16 protein-coding genes are annotated in these 16,389 nt (G+C 40.4%); 9 read left to right on the top strand and 7 right to left on the bottom strand.

Annotation, left to right across the window (positions count from 1 at the left end; genetic code table 11):
• Window positions 1-6 precede the first annotated feature (6 nt).
• The gene (locus tag L1264_RS05595; protein ID WP_199527766.1) at window positions 7-930 is read left to right on the top strand and encodes a hypothetical protein; all 924 of its coding nucleotides are present in this window, start codon (window positions 7-9) and stop codon (window positions 928-930) included.
• On the opposite strand, the gene L1264_RS05590 is transcribed toward L1264_RS05595, so the two are convergent.
• Both L1264_RS05590 and L1264_RS05585 read right to left on the bottom strand, forming a co-directional pair.
• Window positions 927-2,090, bottom strand: a complete 1,164-nt coding sequence (locus tag L1264_RS05590) for a cellulose-binding family II protein (RefSeq protein ID WP_199527767.1) — start codon at window positions 2,088-2,090, stop codon at window positions 927-929. The genes L1264_RS05595 and L1264_RS05590 overlap by 4 nt on opposite strands.
• Window positions 2,091-2,161: 71 nt before the next feature.
• The gene (locus L1264_RS05585; RefSeq protein ID WP_135926352.1) at window positions 2,162-2,590 is read right to left on the bottom strand and encodes an Lrp/AsnC family transcriptional regulator; all 429 of its coding nucleotides are present in this window, start codon (window positions 2,588-2,590) and stop codon (window positions 2,162-2,164) included.
• A gap of 203 nt (window positions 2,591-2,793) precedes the next feature.
• On the opposite strand from L1264_RS05585, the gene L1264_RS05580 reads away from it, so the two are divergent.
• The 5 genes from L1264_RS05580 to L1264_RS05560 all read left to right on the top strand — a co-directional run bounded on the left by L1264_RS05580 (window position 2,794) and on the right by L1264_RS05560 (window position 9,005).
• A complete protein-coding gene (locus tag L1264_RS05580) occupies window positions 2,794-3,999 on the top strand; it encodes an aspartate aminotransferase family protein (RefSeq protein WP_135926351.1) in 1,206 nt (401 codons plus the stop codon).
• Between the two features lie 47 nt (window positions 4,000-4,046).
• Complete coding sequence (gene astA, locus L1264_RS05575) at window positions 4,047-5,081, top strand: arginine N-succinyltransferase (RefSeq protein ID WP_135926350.1); 1,035 nt, start codon at window positions 4,047-4,049, stop codon at window positions 5,079-5,081.
• 18 nt (window positions 5,082-5,099) lie between these two features.
• Window positions 5,100-6,572 (top strand): succinylglutamate-semialdehyde dehydrogenase, encoded by a 1,473-nt coding sequence (astD, locus tag L1264_RS05570; protein WP_199527768.1) that lies wholly within the window; start codon window positions 5,100-5,102, stop codon window positions 6,570-6,572.
• Between the two features lie 40 nt (window positions 6,573-6,612).
• A complete protein-coding gene (locus L1264_RS05565; RefSeq protein WP_199527769.1) occupies window positions 6,613-7,416 on the top strand; it encodes a DUF1338 domain-containing protein in 804 nt (267 codons plus the stop codon).
• A gap of 371 nt (window positions 7,417-7,787) precedes the next feature.
• The gene (locus L1264_RS05560; RefSeq protein WP_199527770.1) at window positions 7,788-9,005 is read left to right on the top strand and encodes a type III PLP-dependent enzyme; all 1,218 of its coding nucleotides are present in this window, start codon (window positions 7,788-7,790) and stop codon (window positions 9,003-9,005) included.
• 119 nt (window positions 9,006-9,124) lie between these two features.
• On the opposite strand, the gene L1264_RS05555 is transcribed toward L1264_RS05560, so the two are convergent.
• Both L1264_RS05555 and L1264_RS05550 read right to left on the bottom strand, forming a co-directional pair.
• On the bottom strand, window positions 9,125-10,405 hold the full coding sequence (locus L1264_RS05555; RefSeq protein WP_063707629.1) for a flavohemoglobin expression-modulating QEGLA motif protein: 1,281 nt from the start codon (window positions 10,403-10,405) through the stop codon (window positions 9,125-9,127).
• Window positions 10,406-10,483: 78 nt separating this feature from the next.
• On the bottom strand, window positions 10,484-11,350 hold the full coding sequence (locus tag L1264_RS05550; RefSeq protein ID WP_328255651.1) for a TlpA family protein disulfide reductase: 867 nt from the start codon (window positions 11,348-11,350) through the stop codon (window positions 10,484-10,486).
• A 189-nt stretch (window positions 11,351-11,539) separates the two neighbouring features.
• Here L1264_RS05550 and L1264_RS05545 point away from each other — a divergent pair, with 189 nt between their 5' ends.
• The 3 genes from L1264_RS05545 to L1264_RS05535 all read left to right on the top strand — a co-directional run bounded on the left by L1264_RS05545 (window position 11,540) and on the right by L1264_RS05535 (window position 13,780).
• A complete protein-coding gene (locus L1264_RS05545; RefSeq protein ID WP_135926344.1) occupies window positions 11,540-11,800 on the top strand; it encodes a DUF3081 domain-containing protein in 261 nt (86 codons plus the stop codon).
• Between the two features lie 7 nt (window positions 11,801-11,807).
• The gene (locus tag L1264_RS05540) at window positions 11,808-12,107 is read left to right on the top strand and encodes a hypothetical protein (protein ID WP_138557731.1); all 300 of its coding nucleotides are present in this window, start codon (window positions 11,808-11,810) and stop codon (window positions 12,105-12,107) included.
• 77 nt (window positions 12,108-12,184) lie between these two features.
• Window positions 12,185-13,780, top strand: coding sequence for an AbgT family transporter (locus L1264_RS05535; RefSeq protein ID WP_135926342.1), 1,596 nt, complete (start codon window positions 12,185-12,187; stop codon window positions 13,778-13,780).
• Between the two features lie 50 nt (window positions 13,781-13,830).
• On the opposite strand, the gene L1264_RS05530 is transcribed toward L1264_RS05535, so the two are convergent.
• The 3 genes from L1264_RS05530 to L1264_RS05520 form a co-directional block, all read right to left on the bottom strand.
• Entirely contained in the window at window positions 13,831-15,156 is a 1,326-nt protein-coding gene (locus L1264_RS05530) for an IS4 family transposase (protein ID WP_235403762.1), read from the bottom strand.
• A 115-nt stretch (window positions 15,157-15,271) separates the two neighbouring features.
• Complete coding sequence (locus tag L1264_RS05525) at window positions 15,272-15,715, bottom strand: helix-turn-helix domain-containing protein (protein WP_036973810.1); 444 nt, start codon at window positions 15,713-15,715, stop codon at window positions 15,272-15,274.
• A 9-nt stretch (window positions 15,716-15,724) separates the two neighbouring features.
• Entirely contained in the window at window positions 15,725-16,066 is a 342-nt protein-coding gene (locus tag L1264_RS05520; protein WP_036973811.1) for a DUF4258 domain-containing protein, read from the bottom strand.
• Window positions 16,067-16,389: the final 323 nt, after the last annotated feature.

The following is a 16,389-nucleotide window of genomic DNA, read 5'->3' as shown; positions in this document are numbered from 1 at the left end:
CCTTAAATGTTAAAAAAAAGCCTATTATCTATATTACTGTTTTCCATCACGTTGATGGGAATTTTTGTAGCCTCTTCAATTTACACGCTTTACAGTAAAAAGCGTTTAACTGTTGACCCTAAAGTGAAAGAAATTTCAGGAATTGAATTTGATAAATATAAACGGCTATGGGCTATTAACGACAGTGGTGACCAACCGAAGCTCTATCGGCTCAATAAAGATGGCTCAATTGCAAAAGAAATCTTAGTAACAAATGCCAAAAACATTGATTGGGAAGATATGACACAAAATAAATTTGGTCATTTTTTTTTAGGCGACTTCGGCAATAATAACAATGATAGAAAGTGGTTAACCATTTATAAAATCGAAAACCCTATTGATATCAAAGGCGACACCACTGAAGCCGAAATTATCAAGTTCACCTATCCAGAAATGGATGGTAACCCCATTACTCCAGATCAAAGAAACTTTGATTTGGAAGCGTTTGTAGCTCTCGGTCGTCACCTCTATTTATTCACTAAAAACAGAACAGAACCATTTGATGGTATCACCAAAGTATATAAAGTAGGCGATCATGCCGCTAATTTTGATGCAGAGCTAATTGACTCATTTAAAACCTGCACCACCATGGAAAAACTCTGTTGGATCACTTCTGCAGCACTTAGCCCAGACCGCTCCAAGTTAGTACTGTTAGATTCAACTAGCATCTGGCTATTTGAGAATTTTCAAGGTGATAAGTTTTTCTCTGGCGACGTTTCGCTTATAGATTTAGGTATCGTGACCCAAAAAGAAGCGATTACTTTTTATGATGACAATACGATTGTTTTCACTGATGAAGAATTTAAAGGTATTGGTGGCAACGCTTATGTGATTGAACTTGATAAGGTTGAGAAAAAAGTCATCCGAAAAGCGCCTAAACCTAATCACTAAGGGCTACTTACTTTATTTGAAAGTGCCTTTTCAATATCGATTCCCAAAATCAGCACACCAATGTGCTGATTTTCATCATCCAATATGGGTACACTAAACTGCACCTGAAAGTGCTTAGTCGACTCATCAAACTCAACCGTGTCAATGTAGTAGTCATCATCTTGCAAATACATATTTAAAAACTTAGCTTCATCACCCTGCCAATAATCGGTTGTGACTTCACTGATTATGACATTCTTGCCTTGTTTATCGGTGACGATTATTTCTGTAATTAGGCCTTGCATTTGCTTTTGCCACACTTGTAAGAATTGTGAACCCTCAAGTTTGAGAAAGCGCTCTGCAAGTATTGGTTTATTGTCAATAACTTGCTTAGCCCACTGCTGATCAATCTGCTCTAACTGTTTGATTTCAATTGGCTCTTCATTACTTTTTATTACCGCTTGTTGCACCTGTTCTGAGCTTGCTAAATGCTGTATTTTTTCTAGGAGCACTTTCACTAATGTTAGTTTTTCAATTTTTGACAATATGAAGGGGCTTTGTGAACAGCTATTTATGTGGCTATTAAATATGTTTAAAAACTCAGGAAACTCCTTGAGCGTTTTATTTGCCGCAAATAAGCCAAGTGGAACATAGCGGTAAAATGCCTGCGCGTACTCGTCAGGTTTTATTTGCAGTTGCACAGCGTTGTATTCAAATTCTTCTAAATCAAGCAAAATTCTGTCTATACGTTGCTTTTTAAATACTTTCAGTAGTTCATGTGTAGTATTAACTTCTACTTCAATATTTTTATTGCTTAGTTGATACCAGTCAGCCTGATGGCTTCCCCTAACAACCCCATAACGAAGGTCTTCTTCAGCGATCGTCGCTGAATCTGCATGGGTAAACCAGTACCAATTTTCTAAATACATAGGTGCAGAAAGTTCACCATACTCTTGCATTTGCGATAACAGGTTTGCGGTAAAGTAACCATCTAGCCGATTTAACTGCACTTCCCTTTTTGCTCTGAGCCAAGGTAGCTTATGTAACTTAAATGGCACATTGATTTGCTTAAATATACATTCAACATGACTTATTGCATTATGAGGTACGTTAATTGGCAGATTCGTTCCTATCTGAAGCGGTTGAGCCACAGTGAGAGAAAGCAAAAAAGAAGCAAGCATTAATATCAGCCTAAACAACTAATAAATTAAATTTATTATAGACAATAAGCGCGTTTTTACTTGCTAAACAATTAACGCTTAAATTTTGTCTCTAAAATCACCGACGAGGTCGTACGCTCAACACCATCTAAGTTACCAATATCATCTAAAAGGTGGCTCAGCTTTTCAAGGTTTTGGGCTTGTACAACAGCAATCAAATCAAATTCCCCGCTAATTGCATAGAGTTGTGAAATAGCATCTATCTGCTTTAGCTCTATGTTAGTTTTAGTGGTGAGTTTCTGTTTAACTTTGATTGAAACATGCGCTGACACCATTTGGTTCAAATAGGCATCTCCATAATCAACGCTGTAGCCTTTTATTACACCTGACTCTTCTAGTTTTAACATACGACTTTGTACTGTTGAGCGAGAGAGATTAAGCGCTCTAGCTAAGTCTGAAATACTAGCGCGGGCATTAGTTCTTAAGATAGATAAGAGCTTTTCATCTTGAGGAGTTATCACTTTGTTCACTTTCATCGTTAATTTGCTTTTTATTTTAGTCATTTTTCACAAAATAGCACTGCAAATTTAAGTTCCTAACCAAGATAATAAGAAAAATAGATAAGAAAAATAATCTCATCGTGCTTAATTAGGCAGGAACGGCTTAACTGATCTAATTTTCGCAATATACTTTTTTCATACTAAGCCAGATTTAGGTGCAACAAATGCAAGTAACAAGAGAACTTTTTAACGACGTAATGGTACCAAACTACAACCCATCAGAAGTGATCCCTGTAAAAGGTCAAGGCTCGCGTGTTTGGGATCAAGACGGTAAAGAATTTATCGATTTTGCAGGTGGTATTGCCGTTAACTGTTTAGGTCATTGTCATCCAGCTCTTGTCAATGCGCTGAAAGAACAAGGCGAAAAAATTTGGCACTTATCAAACGTAATGACCAATGAGCCTGCACTGCGCTTAGCTAAAAAATTAACAGACGCAACGTTTGCAGATAAAGTGTACTTTGCAAACTCAGGCGCAGAGGCTAACGAAGCAGCATTAAAATTAGCGCGTCGCTGGGCATTAGATGTACACGGCGAGCAAAAAAATCAAATCATCGCGTTCAACAAGGGCTTCCACGGTCGTACATTCTTTACCGTTACCGTAGGTGGTCAAGCCGCTTACTCAGATGGTTTTGGTCCTAAGCCAGCTGCAATCGACCACTGTGATTATAACGATTTAGCAGCTTTTGAAGCACTTATCAGTGACAATACATGTGCAGTGATGATGGAACCTCTGCAAGGTGAAGGCGGTATTATTTCACCTACAAGCGAGTTTATCGAAGGTGTACGTGCACTATGCGATAAACACAATGCTTTACTTATTTTTGATGAAGTACAAACAGGTGTTGGTCGTACAGGCGATTTATACGCATACCAAGGTACTAATGTAACTCCAGATATTCTTACAACAGCTAAAGCATTAGGCGGTGGCTTCCCAATTGGTGCGATGATCACAACAGCTAGTATTGCAGAGCATCTAAAAGTTGGTACACATGGCTCTACTTACGGTGGTAACCCACTTGCATGTGCTGTAGCAGAAGCTGCTTTTGATACCGTAAATACTGCAGAAGTACTTGCTGGTGTGAAAGAGCGTGAACAGCTTTTCCGTGAAGGCTTAACGGCAATCAACAACAAATATGATGTATTTAGTGAAGTTCGTGGTAAAGGTCTTTTATTAGGCGCAGCACTAAATAGTAAATTTGAAGGCCGTGCACGTGATTTCTTAGTTGCAAGCACAAAGCATGGCTTAATGAGCCTTGTTGCTGGTACAAACGTTGTGCGCTTTACGCCATCTTTAGTGATCCCACTTGAAGATATCAAAGAAGGTTTAGCTCGCTTTGAAAAAGCGGTTGCAGACGTTGTAAACGGTTAATTCTAGTTGGCGCATGCTTTTAAGTGTGCGCCATTGGAGTGCAATTAATGCAAGTATTACGTCCTATCACAGCAAATGATTTTGCTGCGTTGAAACAAATTGCTATCGAGTCAGGCCATGGTTTTACCTCACTGCCAGTCGATGATAATTTATTACAACAAAAAATCGAACGCGCAGAACGCAGTTTTGCTAAAGATATAAATAAACCACAAGACGAAACCTACTTATTTGTACTAGAAGACAGCAAGACCGGTGACGTTATTGGCACAACAGCTATCGAAGCCGCTGTGGGTATGTCGGTTCCTTTGTACCATTATCACTTAGGAAAAACCGTTCATCACTCCCCTACACTAAATGTTTATAATACTGTCGATATCTTGAGCATGTGTAATGATTACACCGGTTGCTCTGAGATTTGTACATTGTTTTTGCGTGAGCAAAACAGAAAAGGCTTAACTGGTCGCTTTTTATCACGTTCGCGTTTTTTGTTTATGGCGCAACATAGTGAGCGTTTTGCCGATACCATCATTGCAGAAATGCGAGGTGTTAGTGATGAAGACGGTCACTCACCTTTTTGGCAATGGCTACAAGAACACTTCTTTAGCATTGAATTTCCACAAGCTGATCACTTAGTTGGCCTAGGCGATAAAGTGTTTATCAGTGAGTTAATGCCTAAGTACCCTATCTATGCCAACCTGCTTAGCAAAAAAGCACAAGCTGTCATTGGTCAGGTTCATGAAAAAACCAAACCTGCACTGAAACTTTTAGAAAAAGAAGGGTTTGAGCATCGTGGTTACGTCGACCTATTCGATGCAGGACCAACTGTAGAGGCAAAACTTGGTAATATTCGCAGTGTTCGAGAGTCACAAGTATGCCCTATTACTATAGGTGAACTTGATCATATCAATGAGAAATGCTCAGACACACTGGCAATTTGTAATCAAGGCGTGAATGACTTTAGAGCCACTTTTACTAAACATGCTCATTACAATCACGCTAAGCACACCTTAATCGTCAGCCAGGAAGTGGCAGAAGCACTTAAATTAAAACAAGGGGATGCAGCACGGTTCTTCCGTCTGTAACCACTTAAGGAGTTTAAAATGAGTGTAACAACTCAACTTATAGATAACCAATGGCAAGCTGGCCTTGGTCATGATTTTAGTTCAATCAACCCAAGTAATGGCGAGGTTGTTTGGCAAGGTAAAACCGCCACCGCTGAACAAGTAGCTGATGCAATTAAAGCAGCCCGCAATGCACAGCTTGGCTGGGCTGATATGAGCCTTGAAGATCGTATTGTTATTCTTGAAAACTTTGCAGCCGAGCTTAAAGAAAACAGCGAAGAGTTTGCGACTATTATCGCCCGTGAAACAGGAAAACCACTTTGGGAAACACGTACTGAAGTAGGTGCAATGACGGGTAAGATTGCTATCTCTATTAAGGCATACCATGAGCGCACGGGTACGACAGAAAACCCTATGCCGGGTGCTAAAGCATTTATTCGTCACAAGCCACATGGTGTTGTTGCGGTGTTTGGCCCATACAACTTCCCAGGTCATTTACCAAATGGCCATATTGTTCCTGCTATTTTAGCGGGTAATACGGTTGTATTTAAGCCATCAGAACTAACGCCTCATGTTGCTGAGTTCACCTTAAAACTTTGGCTAAAAGCAGGCTTACCAGCCGGTGTCATCAACCTTGTTCAAGGTGAAGTAGAGACAGGTATTGCTCTTGCATCTCACCAAGATATTGATGGCTTATTCTTTACGGGTAGCTCAAATACAGGTCACCTATTACATAAACAATTTGCAGGTCACCCAGGTAAAATTTTAGCACTGGAAATGGGTGGTAATAACCCACTGATCGTAAAAGATGTCGCAGATGTAAGTGCCGCTGTTCACGACATTATTCAGTCTGGTTTCATTACGTCAGGCCAACGTTGTACCTGTTCTCGTCGTTTATTTATTGAGAACTCAGCAAATGGTGATGCAATTTTAGAAAAATTAATTGCTGCAACAAAAAACATCAAAGTGGCAGACAGCTTCAGCGAAGATCAACCATTTATGGGTGCAATGATCAGCGAAAAAGCAGCACTAGGTATGGTTGCAGCTCAGCAGCAGTTACTTGATATGGGAGCGACATCTCTTGTTGAGCTTAAGCATCTCGAGCCGGGCACAGGTTTTGTAAGCCCAGGTATTATTGATGTTACTGCTGTCAAAGATATGCCAGATGAAGAGCATTTTGGTCCTATTATCAAGGTATATCGTTATACAGATTTTGATAGCGCGATTAATGAAGCAAATAACACCTCGTTTGGTTTATCTGCAGGTTTATTAAGTGATGATAGCAACGACTACCAGCATTTCTTAAAACGTATTCGTGCCGGTATCGTTAACTGGAACCGACCAATTACAGGCGCATCAAGCGCTGCACCGTTTGGTGGTATTGGTGCCAGTGGTAACCACAGAGCAAGCGCGTATTATGCTGCTGACTACTGTGCATACCCTGTTGCTTCTGTTGAAGCCGATAAAGTTAACTTACCACAGACCCTTGCGCCGGGCTTAATTATTGAATAATTGATTGGCGGCCTTGCCGCCTTAATTGAAGGAATTAAACATGCACACAGATGTAAACGCCCTATTTGAAAATCTATGGGAAAACTATTTATCAGTTACGCCTTCGGCAGTAAAAGTACACGAGCTACTAGGCTCTACACAAAAAGATGACGTGATTAACGATCACATCGCTTTACGTACTTTTAATCACGAAAAAATCGGTTTAGAAAAACTAGCTGCGCACTTTTTAGCTGTTGGCTACAAAGAATGCGGCGAGTATCATTTCGAAGCGAAAAAACTATACGCTAAGCACTTCGAACATTCAGATCCTAAACAACCTAAAGTTTTTATCTCTGAATTACTTGTTGAGCAATGCTCAGAAGAATTACAAGCTATCGTTAACGACATGGTTGCACAAATTGACGAAAGTGCAGTAACAGCTGATAACTTCCTTTACTCTGGAACGCACTGGCAAGTAAGTTCAGACACTTACAAAAAGCTGTTAGCAGAAAGCGAATATGCAGCGTGGATGTCGGCGTGGGGTTACCGTGCTAATCACTTTACTGTGAGCATCAATGAATTAGCAAAATTCGATGATATCGAAAGTGTTAACCAAGCACTTAAAGATGCTGGGTTTGCATTGAATACATCAGGCGGCGAAATCAAAGGTTCGCCTGAGGTATTGCTTGAGCAATCTTCAACGCTTGCTGATGACAGCGAAGTGGAATTCAGCGATGGCAAAATGGCTGTACCAAGCTGTTTTTATGAGTTCGCACTACGTTATGCAAAACCAGATGGCGAGCTTTACACAGGCTTTGTAGCAGCATCTGCCGACAAAATTTTTGAGAGCACCAATGCTCGATAAGTAACGGCTTGTTAGCTAAACCAATAATTATAAAATCCCCTTTTTTGGGGATTTTTTTTCGTTTAATAAAATCTGTTTCTCTAGAGTATCAAAAATTTAAATCGTTATAATTAATTAAAAATCAACAGGTTAAAAATATATTTCTGTTTTTGAAATTTTTTATTGCGCAAATAAAAAAGCAGATCTATTATCACGCCGCTTCTTGATGATAGCCAATCCGAGTACATTACAAACACTGTTTGTAGCAAGGCGATAGAGCAACTATCCAAGAGTGTATTTGATTGCACAGAACATACTGTGCGCTTAATAACACTCAACTGACTCGGACTTCCATTTTTTTCCGGGCAGTTGCTTAATTGCCGGAGAGTAAAATGGCTATTTCAACCCTTACACAAGACTTAACAATCAAAGTACCTGCAGCGTCGGTTGCTGCAAATGAATCAATTGCACAACCATCAAACCAATTTATTGAGCAACTTGTTGCACAACATGGCGCGCCATTAATGGTGCTAGATTGTGAATCTGTTCGTCATCAATACCGTGCATTGAGCCGTGCTTTACCTGGCGTTGTTTTACACTTTGCATTAAAGCCACTGCCTCATCCTGCGGTTGTTCGTACGCTTTTAGAAGAAGGTGCCAGCTTTGATTTAGCAACCAGCGGTGAAGTAGACTTAGTCGCCAGCCAAGGCGTACCAAGTGATCGTACTATTCACACGCATCCTATCAAACGTGATCGTGATATCCGTGATGCACTTGAATACGGTTGCAATGTGTTTGTGGTAGATAACATCAACGAACTAGAAAAGTTCATTGCATACAAAGACCAGGTTGAGTTACTTGTTCGCTTAAGTTTTCGTAATGCGGAAGCTTTCGCAGATTTATCGAAAAAATTTGGTTGCAGCCCAGCAATGGCCATTGAAATCATTAGCTACGCGCAACAATTAGGTATTCGTATCAAAGGGTTGTCGTTCCATGTTGGTTCGCAAACAGCGAGTCCAACTAAATATGTCACTGCTATTGCTGCATGTAACCAAGTGATTAACGATGTAGCCGCATTAGGATTACCTGCGCTTAGCACGCTTGATATCGGCGGTGGTTTCCCAGTGCCATATCACAAAGACGTGCTGCCAATTGATGAATTTTGTGCGCCGATCAATGATGCCTTAGCGCAGTTACCCGAGACAGTGCGCGTGATTGCTGAACCGGGTCGTTTTATTGTTGCTAGTGCTGTAACCAGTGTTGCATCGGTAATGGGTCAAGCGGTACGTGATGGCAAACCTTGGTATTACTTGGATGATGGTATTTACGGCTCATTTAGTGGTTTATTGTTCGATGAAGCCTCATACCCTATAGGCTCGTTAAAGCAATCAAACGATCGCGTAGAGTCAGTATTAGCAGGCCCAACTTGCGATAGCATCGACGTAGTAAGTGAGTCAATCATGCTACCAAAATTAAACAATGGTGATTTAATCATCAGCCGTATGATGGGTGCTTACACATTAGCAACCGCAACAGATTTTAACTTCTTCAAACGTGCAGAAGTTATCGTACTGAATGATGTAGTGCAGGTTGACGCACTCACCGGTTAATCGTTTCCTCGACTAAAAGCATGTAAGGCAACATGCTTTAACTCTTAAAATGCAGCTGCTCATTCCAGCTGCATTTTTTTATACCAATTCGCTTAATTAAGTCTTATTGCGGGTTGGTCTTAAATAAAGAGTGGTTTGTAGTCGTTTTCTAATTGTTCAAACGACAAGTTGCCAATAAAACGTCCAAAGCTTAGCCAAGTTGCTAGGCCTCGTAAGTCTTTAAAGTGTGGTGGAATAAATTTAGGGTCTTCAATTACACCTAGATCATGCAATTGTGATATCAGTCTGAAATCATCAATTGAGATTTTACCGACCAATAACAAGTGCAATTGATCAATTCGACCTAACTGAATGGCAACTCGGATAAGGTTATACACCAACACAAAACCTTTGATATAAGCGATATCTTTGGTAAAAGGTAAACCTGTTGCTGTACTTCCTCTAAACACTCGTTGTGTGAGTGTATAGCTATCGTCTTTACTCAAACCTTGCGCTACATAGTCACGATAAATATCAACGAACTCAGCGCCATCAATAACCTTAGTAATACCTTGAATACGATTAACTAACTTTGCTAAACGTCGTGGCGTCGACTTTAAGGTAATAATTTCGGTCAACACCGCAAGGCCTTCTTGGGTGACCGTGGAGCTCGGTGTGCCTTTACTTAAACAAGTTAAATATGGCTGAGCAAGACCGTTTTGCGTCGTACCCACATGGATCCAGCCTTCATGCACTTCAAGAATATCTAGCTCTCTTTGAGAGAATTTAACATCTTGATTAAGTTTAATATTATTTGCACCGGCTGCGGCGTCACTAACAATACCGTCGCTCAGAATAACCTCAACATCGATGCCCGGCATCGTTTGAGCCACTTGTGATGCTAAAATTTTCACCGCGTCTTCTGCATCTATATTTTTTGGATCATCAGGCAAGATATCGGCATCAAGCATACTCTTTAGTGGCTGCTCAAGCATAGTTGCAAGCTCTGAAAGTGACGGCTCTCCAGCATGGAATAAATCTTTAGGATGACCGAACAGCTCTACAGACAGATCATGAAATTCAGGGGTACCACGATACTCAATCATACTAAGTACGGTTTTATATTCAGTACACATCTTGCTCATGTATTGCGCAATAGGGTTTAGTTGCCCTAATTGGCTGATGATATCGCGATTTAAATCAGAAAACGCACGGCGCAGTTCGCTTGGTACAAAACCAAGGTCACGCTGTTGGTAATAGGCTTGATCAACTGTTGGGTTTTTCTGGCATTTATGCTTAAAAAACTCTTCTTTGATTTGTTTATCCCAGTTGATCGCATCAAGGATACGAATGGGTGTTTGCAGTGCGATTAATCGGTCAGATAACTCGCGTGTTTTTGCTAATAATGCCTTATCTATCATGCTCTAGGCTCACTGTGTAATGAGCCTTGAGCATAGGCTAAATTTGCATAATTACAAAGCAAAATCACACGGTTTTTATTAAAATTTAGCCTGTGTTGAGACTAATTTTCCATCGTTGTAAAGAAGTAAACTTGGTACCGAATTAATGCCATTTTCGATAAATAACTCATTTCCATAATCGATTGAAACAGGCATGGTTACAGAGAATTTATCAACATATTCTTGCACTGCACTTTGATCTGTCCATAACTGACTCACTTTAACCTCGACATCAATTCCTTGCTTTGCCAACTGATTAACATGTTGCTGCGCTAATTCACACTGCTTTGCCATTGCAGGACGAGTGTCAGCTAAGTACCAGTCGCACCATGTTGCGGTGAATAGTACTGCTTTTTTGCCTTTATTCGGAATAACCAAAGGAGCCGCTTTACCTTGCTTTTCACCTAGTAATCGCGCTTTTTCAACTTTGCCATTGTGTGACAACAAGCGTAACGTGTTATCAAGCGGTTTATCAGCTTCGTGGCCTTGAAAAATAACCTTTTCATCGCTATCAATTAACACATGAAAAGGGGTGCCCATAAATTCATAATGTTTAGCAACCCGGCCTGTATGATCGGTAAATAATGGCATGCTAAGTGAAAAACGCTCTTTAACTTTAGCAACAGCGTGTGCATCATCATTGAGGTCGATATTAATTGCTACAAATTGAATTTTATCGCCATACTGTTCGTAAGCATGCTGAAAATGCGGCATCTGCTCCATACATGGCTTGCACCAAGTAGCCCAAAACTTTAAGTAAACTGGTTTTTTTCCTAAGTAGCTTTCAAGTTTGACTATTTTCCCTGTTTCATTTTCTAAAACAAGGGGGGCTGTATTTGCTGATATGCTTTGGCTTACAAGCAACAAGCCTGTTTGTAGTATCAGTAGTATTAATTTATAACTCATTGTGCGTCCCTCAAATAAAACCAATTTTAAGTTTAAGGTAAGACAAAATATTGTAAATTTTCGACATCTGCTGGCTAAATGCAGATTTAATGATTTATCGCAAACTAAGCCATAGAAACACTCAAAACATTAAAAATAGCACTAAACTTTTTATAGATATGAAACGTACTACATTAAAAAGGAGTCATCATGAAAAATGAACTAGACGGTAAATTAATTCTTTCTGTGTATGAAAAAATCATTCAACACGGTGAAGACCATGAAGATGGAAAGCTTTACGAAGGTATTTGCGCTTTTTCTGATATCGATGGATATACAGTCTATCTAAAAGGCAGTGGTGTATTACTACGCTTTGGTTTTCATAATACCTATCACCTTGACTATCAACACGAAAAAAACAAAGAAGACTTTATGAAGAAAGTGCTTTATATCGCAGAGCAGGAACTATAAATAAGTAATGAAACGACGGGTAAAAGCTGAATCCAAGCAGCAAGTTGCATTTATCAATCAGGTTATTAATGAATTAAAAAATGACCCAAGTAAGCTAGATATTATTCGCGACAATCTTAGCTACTATCGTGAGCAACAGTTTCTTAAACGAGGTTTTTTACTTGCTATTGAGCGTTTTGATTGGGTGTTTGAAGCAACGAATGATGTAGAGCAAATCTGTGCGCAAATTTTAGCCGATGATTACATTGGTAAGCGTTTGCGCCGCTATCCCTTGCTATATAAGGGCGTATTGGAACGTACCTATTAGATTTCCCACCGCTAAAACATGATCTGTCCGGTAAAAAATGCTAGGTTAGCGCCATTTTGAAATAACGAGAACTGGACATGTCAAAAACTATAAACTCTCACAACACCCATGAGGGTGGCAATAATGGGTTGTTTAACCGATTTTTAGCCACCGTTGAATTTTTGGGTAATATGCTCCCCCACCCAATCACATTATTTGCAATGTTTTGTGTTGCCATTATTGTATTTAGTGGCATTGCCGATTGGTATGGTTTAAGTGCCATCGACCCACGTCCAGAAGGCGCTGCTGGACGCGACCCCGATGGTGTTATTGAAGTTGTCAGCCTGCTCAGTGCCGAAGGCCTGCAGCGTATCGTCACTGGCCTTGTTACAAACTTTACAAGCTTTGCACCACTTGGCACAGTACTGGTTGCTTTATTAGGTGTGAGTGTTGCAGAGCACTCAGGTTTACTTTCTGCAGCTATGCGAGGCATGGTAATGGGCGCATCTAAACGCCTAGTTACTTTCATGGTGGTATTTGCTGCGATTTTATCAAATACAGCATCAGAGCTTGGTTATGTCGTACTGATTCCACTAGCAGCCATGATATTTCACAGCCTTGGTCGCCACCCACTTGCGGGCCTTGCTGCAGCATTTGCAGGTGTTTCAGGCGGTTACAGTGCCAACCTATTGCTAGGCACCATTGACCCTCTTCTTGCTGGTATTACTACACCTGCAGCACAAATGATTGATCCAAATTACCAAGTTGGCGCTGAAGCAAACTGGTATTTCATGATGATCTCAGTATTTTTAATTGCCATTTTAGGCACGTTCGTTACCGAGAAAATCGTTGAGCCACGCCTTGGCAAATACAACCCAGATGAAGCAAGCAATGATTTACCTAAAAATGACATTGCAGGTTTAACCGATAAAGAAAAGTCAGGCCTTAAGTGGGCGGGTGTGTCACTGTTAGTGGTATCATTATTACTTGCTTGGACAATTGTTCCTGAAGACGGCATTTTGCGTAATCCAGAAACAGGCCTTGTTGCACACTCGCCATTTTTAAAAGGCATTGTGGTATTTATCTTTGTGACTTTTGGTATCCCGGGCTTTGTTTACGGCCGTGTCGTTGGCACCATGAAAAACGATAAAGATGTCATTGATGCCATGAGTAAAAGTATGAGCTCGATGGGGATGTACATTGTGCTGGTTTTCTTTGCCGCGCAGTTCGTTGCCTTTTTTAAATGGACTAACCTAGGCACAATTTTAGCGATTAACGGCGCTGCTCTGTTACAAGCTCTAAACCTAACAGGTCCAGAAGTATTCGTGCTATTCATTTTAATGTGTGCATTGGTAAACTTAAGTTTGGGATCTTCTTCAGCGCAGTGGGCTGTAACTGCACCTATCTTCGTGCCAATGTTAATGCTAATTGGCTACGCGCCAGAAACTATTCAAGCGGCGTATCGAATTGGTGACTCGGTTACTAACCTTATTACACCAATGATGAGCTATTTTGGCTTGATACTGGCTGTTGCAACTAAGTATAAGAAAGACATGGGTATTGGTACATTGGTTGCGACCATGCTTCCATACAGTATGATCTTCTTTGTTGGTTGGGTGGCGTTATTCTACTTATGGGTATTTGTACTGGGCTTCCCTGTTGGCCCTGAATCACCGATTTACTATCAACCTTAATCTCATCAAAGAGATGAAAAAAGCCAAGCTAATGCTTTAATGCCTGTCAGTTAAGAGCTGACAGGCATTTTTTGGGGCTTTCGTTCAGGGTACCGACTGGGTCTCTTTTTCACACATCTTGGATAATGTCTTTCTCTTCGCTCTGGCAGCACAAAGGTTTCAGCCATTGCAATAAGTTTATTTATTACGCTCGGTACTTTTCCTGCTGAGGTGTGAGGCAACATCATTAACTCCTTGATGATATAGCCAGAAGCATTGCTGTAACTGAGTTGATAAGGCCATATCCCTTTCAGGCTGTAAGCCATCTTAGTCATCATATATCGTACTAAATTGTATGCGAGCAATACGCCCCATAACTCTTGTTTTACTAGCTCTGGGGTTTTGCTACGTAACGTTAATTCATTTTTGAGCAAGTACTGTTTCATTTCCCTGAACCCAAGCTCTATTTCCCAACGGTGACTGTATAGATCGACGATATCAGCACTTGGATATTTCATTGGGTCGGTCATAGACGTCAGTATCTGATGCTGTTTTCCATTGATGGTTTTCGTCAACAATCTAGCTTCGATAGTAGTAGGTAAGTCTGGGTACCTCTTTCGTGATTGAGGTGTTGTTTTTAGTCTAATCAGTTGGTTATGTTTTCCAAACTCCCTGATAACTTCATATTGCGTGCCTTTTTTTAAGGGAATTAGCCAGTGCCTTGATGTACCAGTGGTAGACCATTTATGAAGTAGCCCTAATGAGTAAAAACCTTTATCAAACAGCGTTAGGCTATTGTCGGGTGTTTGCTCTATCAGCTGCTCAGCGAGCGTCATTTCATTAGCCGCAACGGCGTCAAAGGCGGATGCGGTCAATAAGTGACTTGTGAGTTCCATTTGACAGACCATACGAATTTGAGGAAAAGCCGATTCGCGTTTGTCATTGTGCAACTTACCAAATGCATCATTGTTAGCTGGCGTGTCTTCTGCACGCCACACCACGCCATCAACGCCAAGTAAGGTTAATCCACACCAGTTTGGATGTGGTGTGTCTTGATGCCAACGGGATTGAGTCATATTAAAGATATGACGAATAGATTCCGAGCCTAAACGCTGTCTTGCTTGAACAATCGCACTAGGAGCTACAAAAGGTTTCTTACTTGGTAATACAATATCAAGACGATTAATGACCTGAGTCATAGGCATATCTCGAAACAATGCGCTGCCAATCACACTCCAGACCATTAGCTCAAGAGGTAGCCTGCGCTTCCTGAGTGTTGCGACCCCAGACTCTGCAAGTGCTTGTTGTATTAAAGACTCATCCAGTATTTCCGACAAGCTGTGAATATTAGAATCGATAAATGATGAAATATTGGCGAAGCTATGATTAAGGGGCATAAAAAAATCCGATGACCTGTGATCATCGGATTTTGATCCTATTATGCCAAATGTCAATTGCTTAACTGATCGGCATTGGACTTAATGTCGGCTTTTTGGCTGGGTGGTTTAAGGCTTAGCTTTCTACTTCTTCCCAATGGTTTTCGATTTCTTCTAGGCGAATTACTTTTGCAGCTTCCTCAGCTTCAGTATCCGACAGTAAATCAAGAAAATAACTTACGGGATTATTTTTCTCTTGGCTTTCCATATACAAAGCTCTTAAAGCCGCATCTGTAGTACGTGGGATTTTTGTTTGACCTTTCTCATAACGTGCAATTGTCTGTTCATCTACACCAAAACGTGTCGCAAGCATTTTTTGAGAAACATTCATTTCAATACGTAAAAATTTAAATTCCTCATACACAAGAGGTCTGTTGCTGTCTACAACAGCCTGTGCTATTGCGCTATGAAGTCCGTTCATATCATCAATACTTGTATATTCTTCACCATCGATTTCTTCAACGGTAACACCATTTTTTAGATACACGTTTGATAAACCGCTTTCAGTATAATGGTACATATCAACCTCTTAATCTATCCATACAGTTACTAGAACTGACATAGGACTGTCATGATGATTCTTAAGTGCAACAGTCAACTCAATAACTTTGCCCGCTGCTAAACCTTTCAAGTTAAATTTCCAATCTCCAGAGGCCTCAGGGTATGGACCCTCTCTGAACACCGAATGTTTACTCTTAAGTAGAGTAATAATTTGTGCTGAAGTAACCCCTCGTTCATGCATGCGTTGTTTAACATGCTTGCTCCATCGAATCCTGTGGGTATAATTCTCTGCCAGATCATTCATTATTTTTCTGGCTGTTCCCTCTGTAAGAGGAAATTCTTTAACGCCTTGTGGATTATTTTCAACCATGAACCACCTATCAATCTGACACCTGTCATTTTGATAGGAAGGCAACGTATTGTCAACTATTACTTGAAAAAACTCTAAACGAACTTACTATCGCCGTATGCCAAAAACAACCCACTCCCGCCTTCAGCAGAAGAGTGAGCTTCATTCCTAACTCGTCTTGGGGCAGAAACGAGTTACGCTTGAAGGTTAGCTATTGGCACAGACTGTGTGAAAACTCTGATCACCTTTTGGTCTAAGTATGTTCTGCTTATGATCTATTAATCTATACATTTAGTTCACTTAATATACTGATATTTATATAATTAGACTATTGATTCAGTTGA

Source organism: Pseudoalteromonas sp. APAL1 (genome assembly GCF_021532475.1).
Classification (GTDB): domain Bacteria; phylum Pseudomonadota; class Gammaproteobacteria; order Enterobacterales; family Alteromonadaceae; genus Pseudoalteromonas; species Pseudoalteromonas lipolytica_C.
The sequence above is the reverse complement of the archived record's forward strand: the minus strand, read 5'-3'. Positions and strand labels throughout refer to the sequence as shown.

Bases quoted from the DNA above. Each gene is read 5' to 3' on its own strand.
- L1264_RS05590 (WP_199527767.1), bottom strand. From the start codon at position 2,090: ATGCTTGCTTCTTTTTTGCTTTCTCTCACTGTGGCTCAACCGCTTCAG.
- astD (WP_199527768.1), top strand. From the start codon at position 5,100: ATGAGTGTAACAACTCAACTTATAGATAACCAATGGCAAGCTGGCCTT.
- L1264_RS05525 (WP_036973810.1), bottom strand. From the start codon at position 15,715: ATGTACCATTATACTGAAAGCGGTTTATCAAACGTGTATCTAAAAAAT.
- L1264_RS05535 (WP_135926342.1), top strand. From the start codon at position 12,185: ATGTCAAAAACTATAAACTCTCACAACACCCATGAGGGTGGCAATAAT.
- L1264_RS05520 (WP_036973811.1), bottom strand. From the start codon at position 16,066: ATGGTTGAAAATAATCCACAAGGCGTTAAAGAATTTCCTCTTACAGAG.
- L1264_RS05555 (WP_063707629.1), bottom strand. From the start codon at position 10,405: ATGATAGATAAGGCATTATTAGCAAAAACACGCGAGTTATCTGACCGA.
- astA (WP_135926350.1), top strand. From the start codon at position 4,047: ATGCAAGTATTACGTCCTATCACAGCAAATGATTTTGCTGCGTTGAAA.
- L1264_RS05560 (WP_199527770.1), top strand. From the start codon at position 7,788: ATGGCTATTTCAACCCTTACACAAGACTTAACAATCAAAGTACCTGCA.
- L1264_RS05580 (WP_135926351.1), top strand. From the start codon at position 2,794: ATGCAAGTAACAAGAGAACTTTTTAACGACGTAATGGTACCAAACTAC.
- L1264_RS05545 (WP_135926344.1), top strand. From the start codon at position 11,540: ATGAAAAATGAACTAGACGGTAAATTAATTCTTTCTGTGTATGAAAAA.
- L1264_RS05540 (WP_138557731.1), top strand. From the start codon at position 11,808: ATGAAACGACGGGTAAAAGCTGAATCCAAGCAGCAAGTTGCATTTATC.
- L1264_RS05565 (WP_199527769.1), top strand. From the start codon at position 6,613: ATGCACACAGATGTAAACGCCCTATTTGAAAATCTATGGGAAAACTAT.
- L1264_RS05595 (WP_199527766.1), top strand. From the start codon at position 7: ATGTTAAAAAAAAGCCTATTATCTATATTACTGTTTTCCATCACGTTG.
- L1264_RS05530 (WP_235403762.1), bottom strand. From the start codon at position 15,156: ATGCCCCTTAATCATAGCTTCGCCAATATTTCATCATTTATCGATTCT.
- L1264_RS05550 (WP_328255651.1), bottom strand. From the start codon at position 11,350: ATGAGTTATAAATTAATACTACTGATACTACAAACAGGCTTGTTGCTT.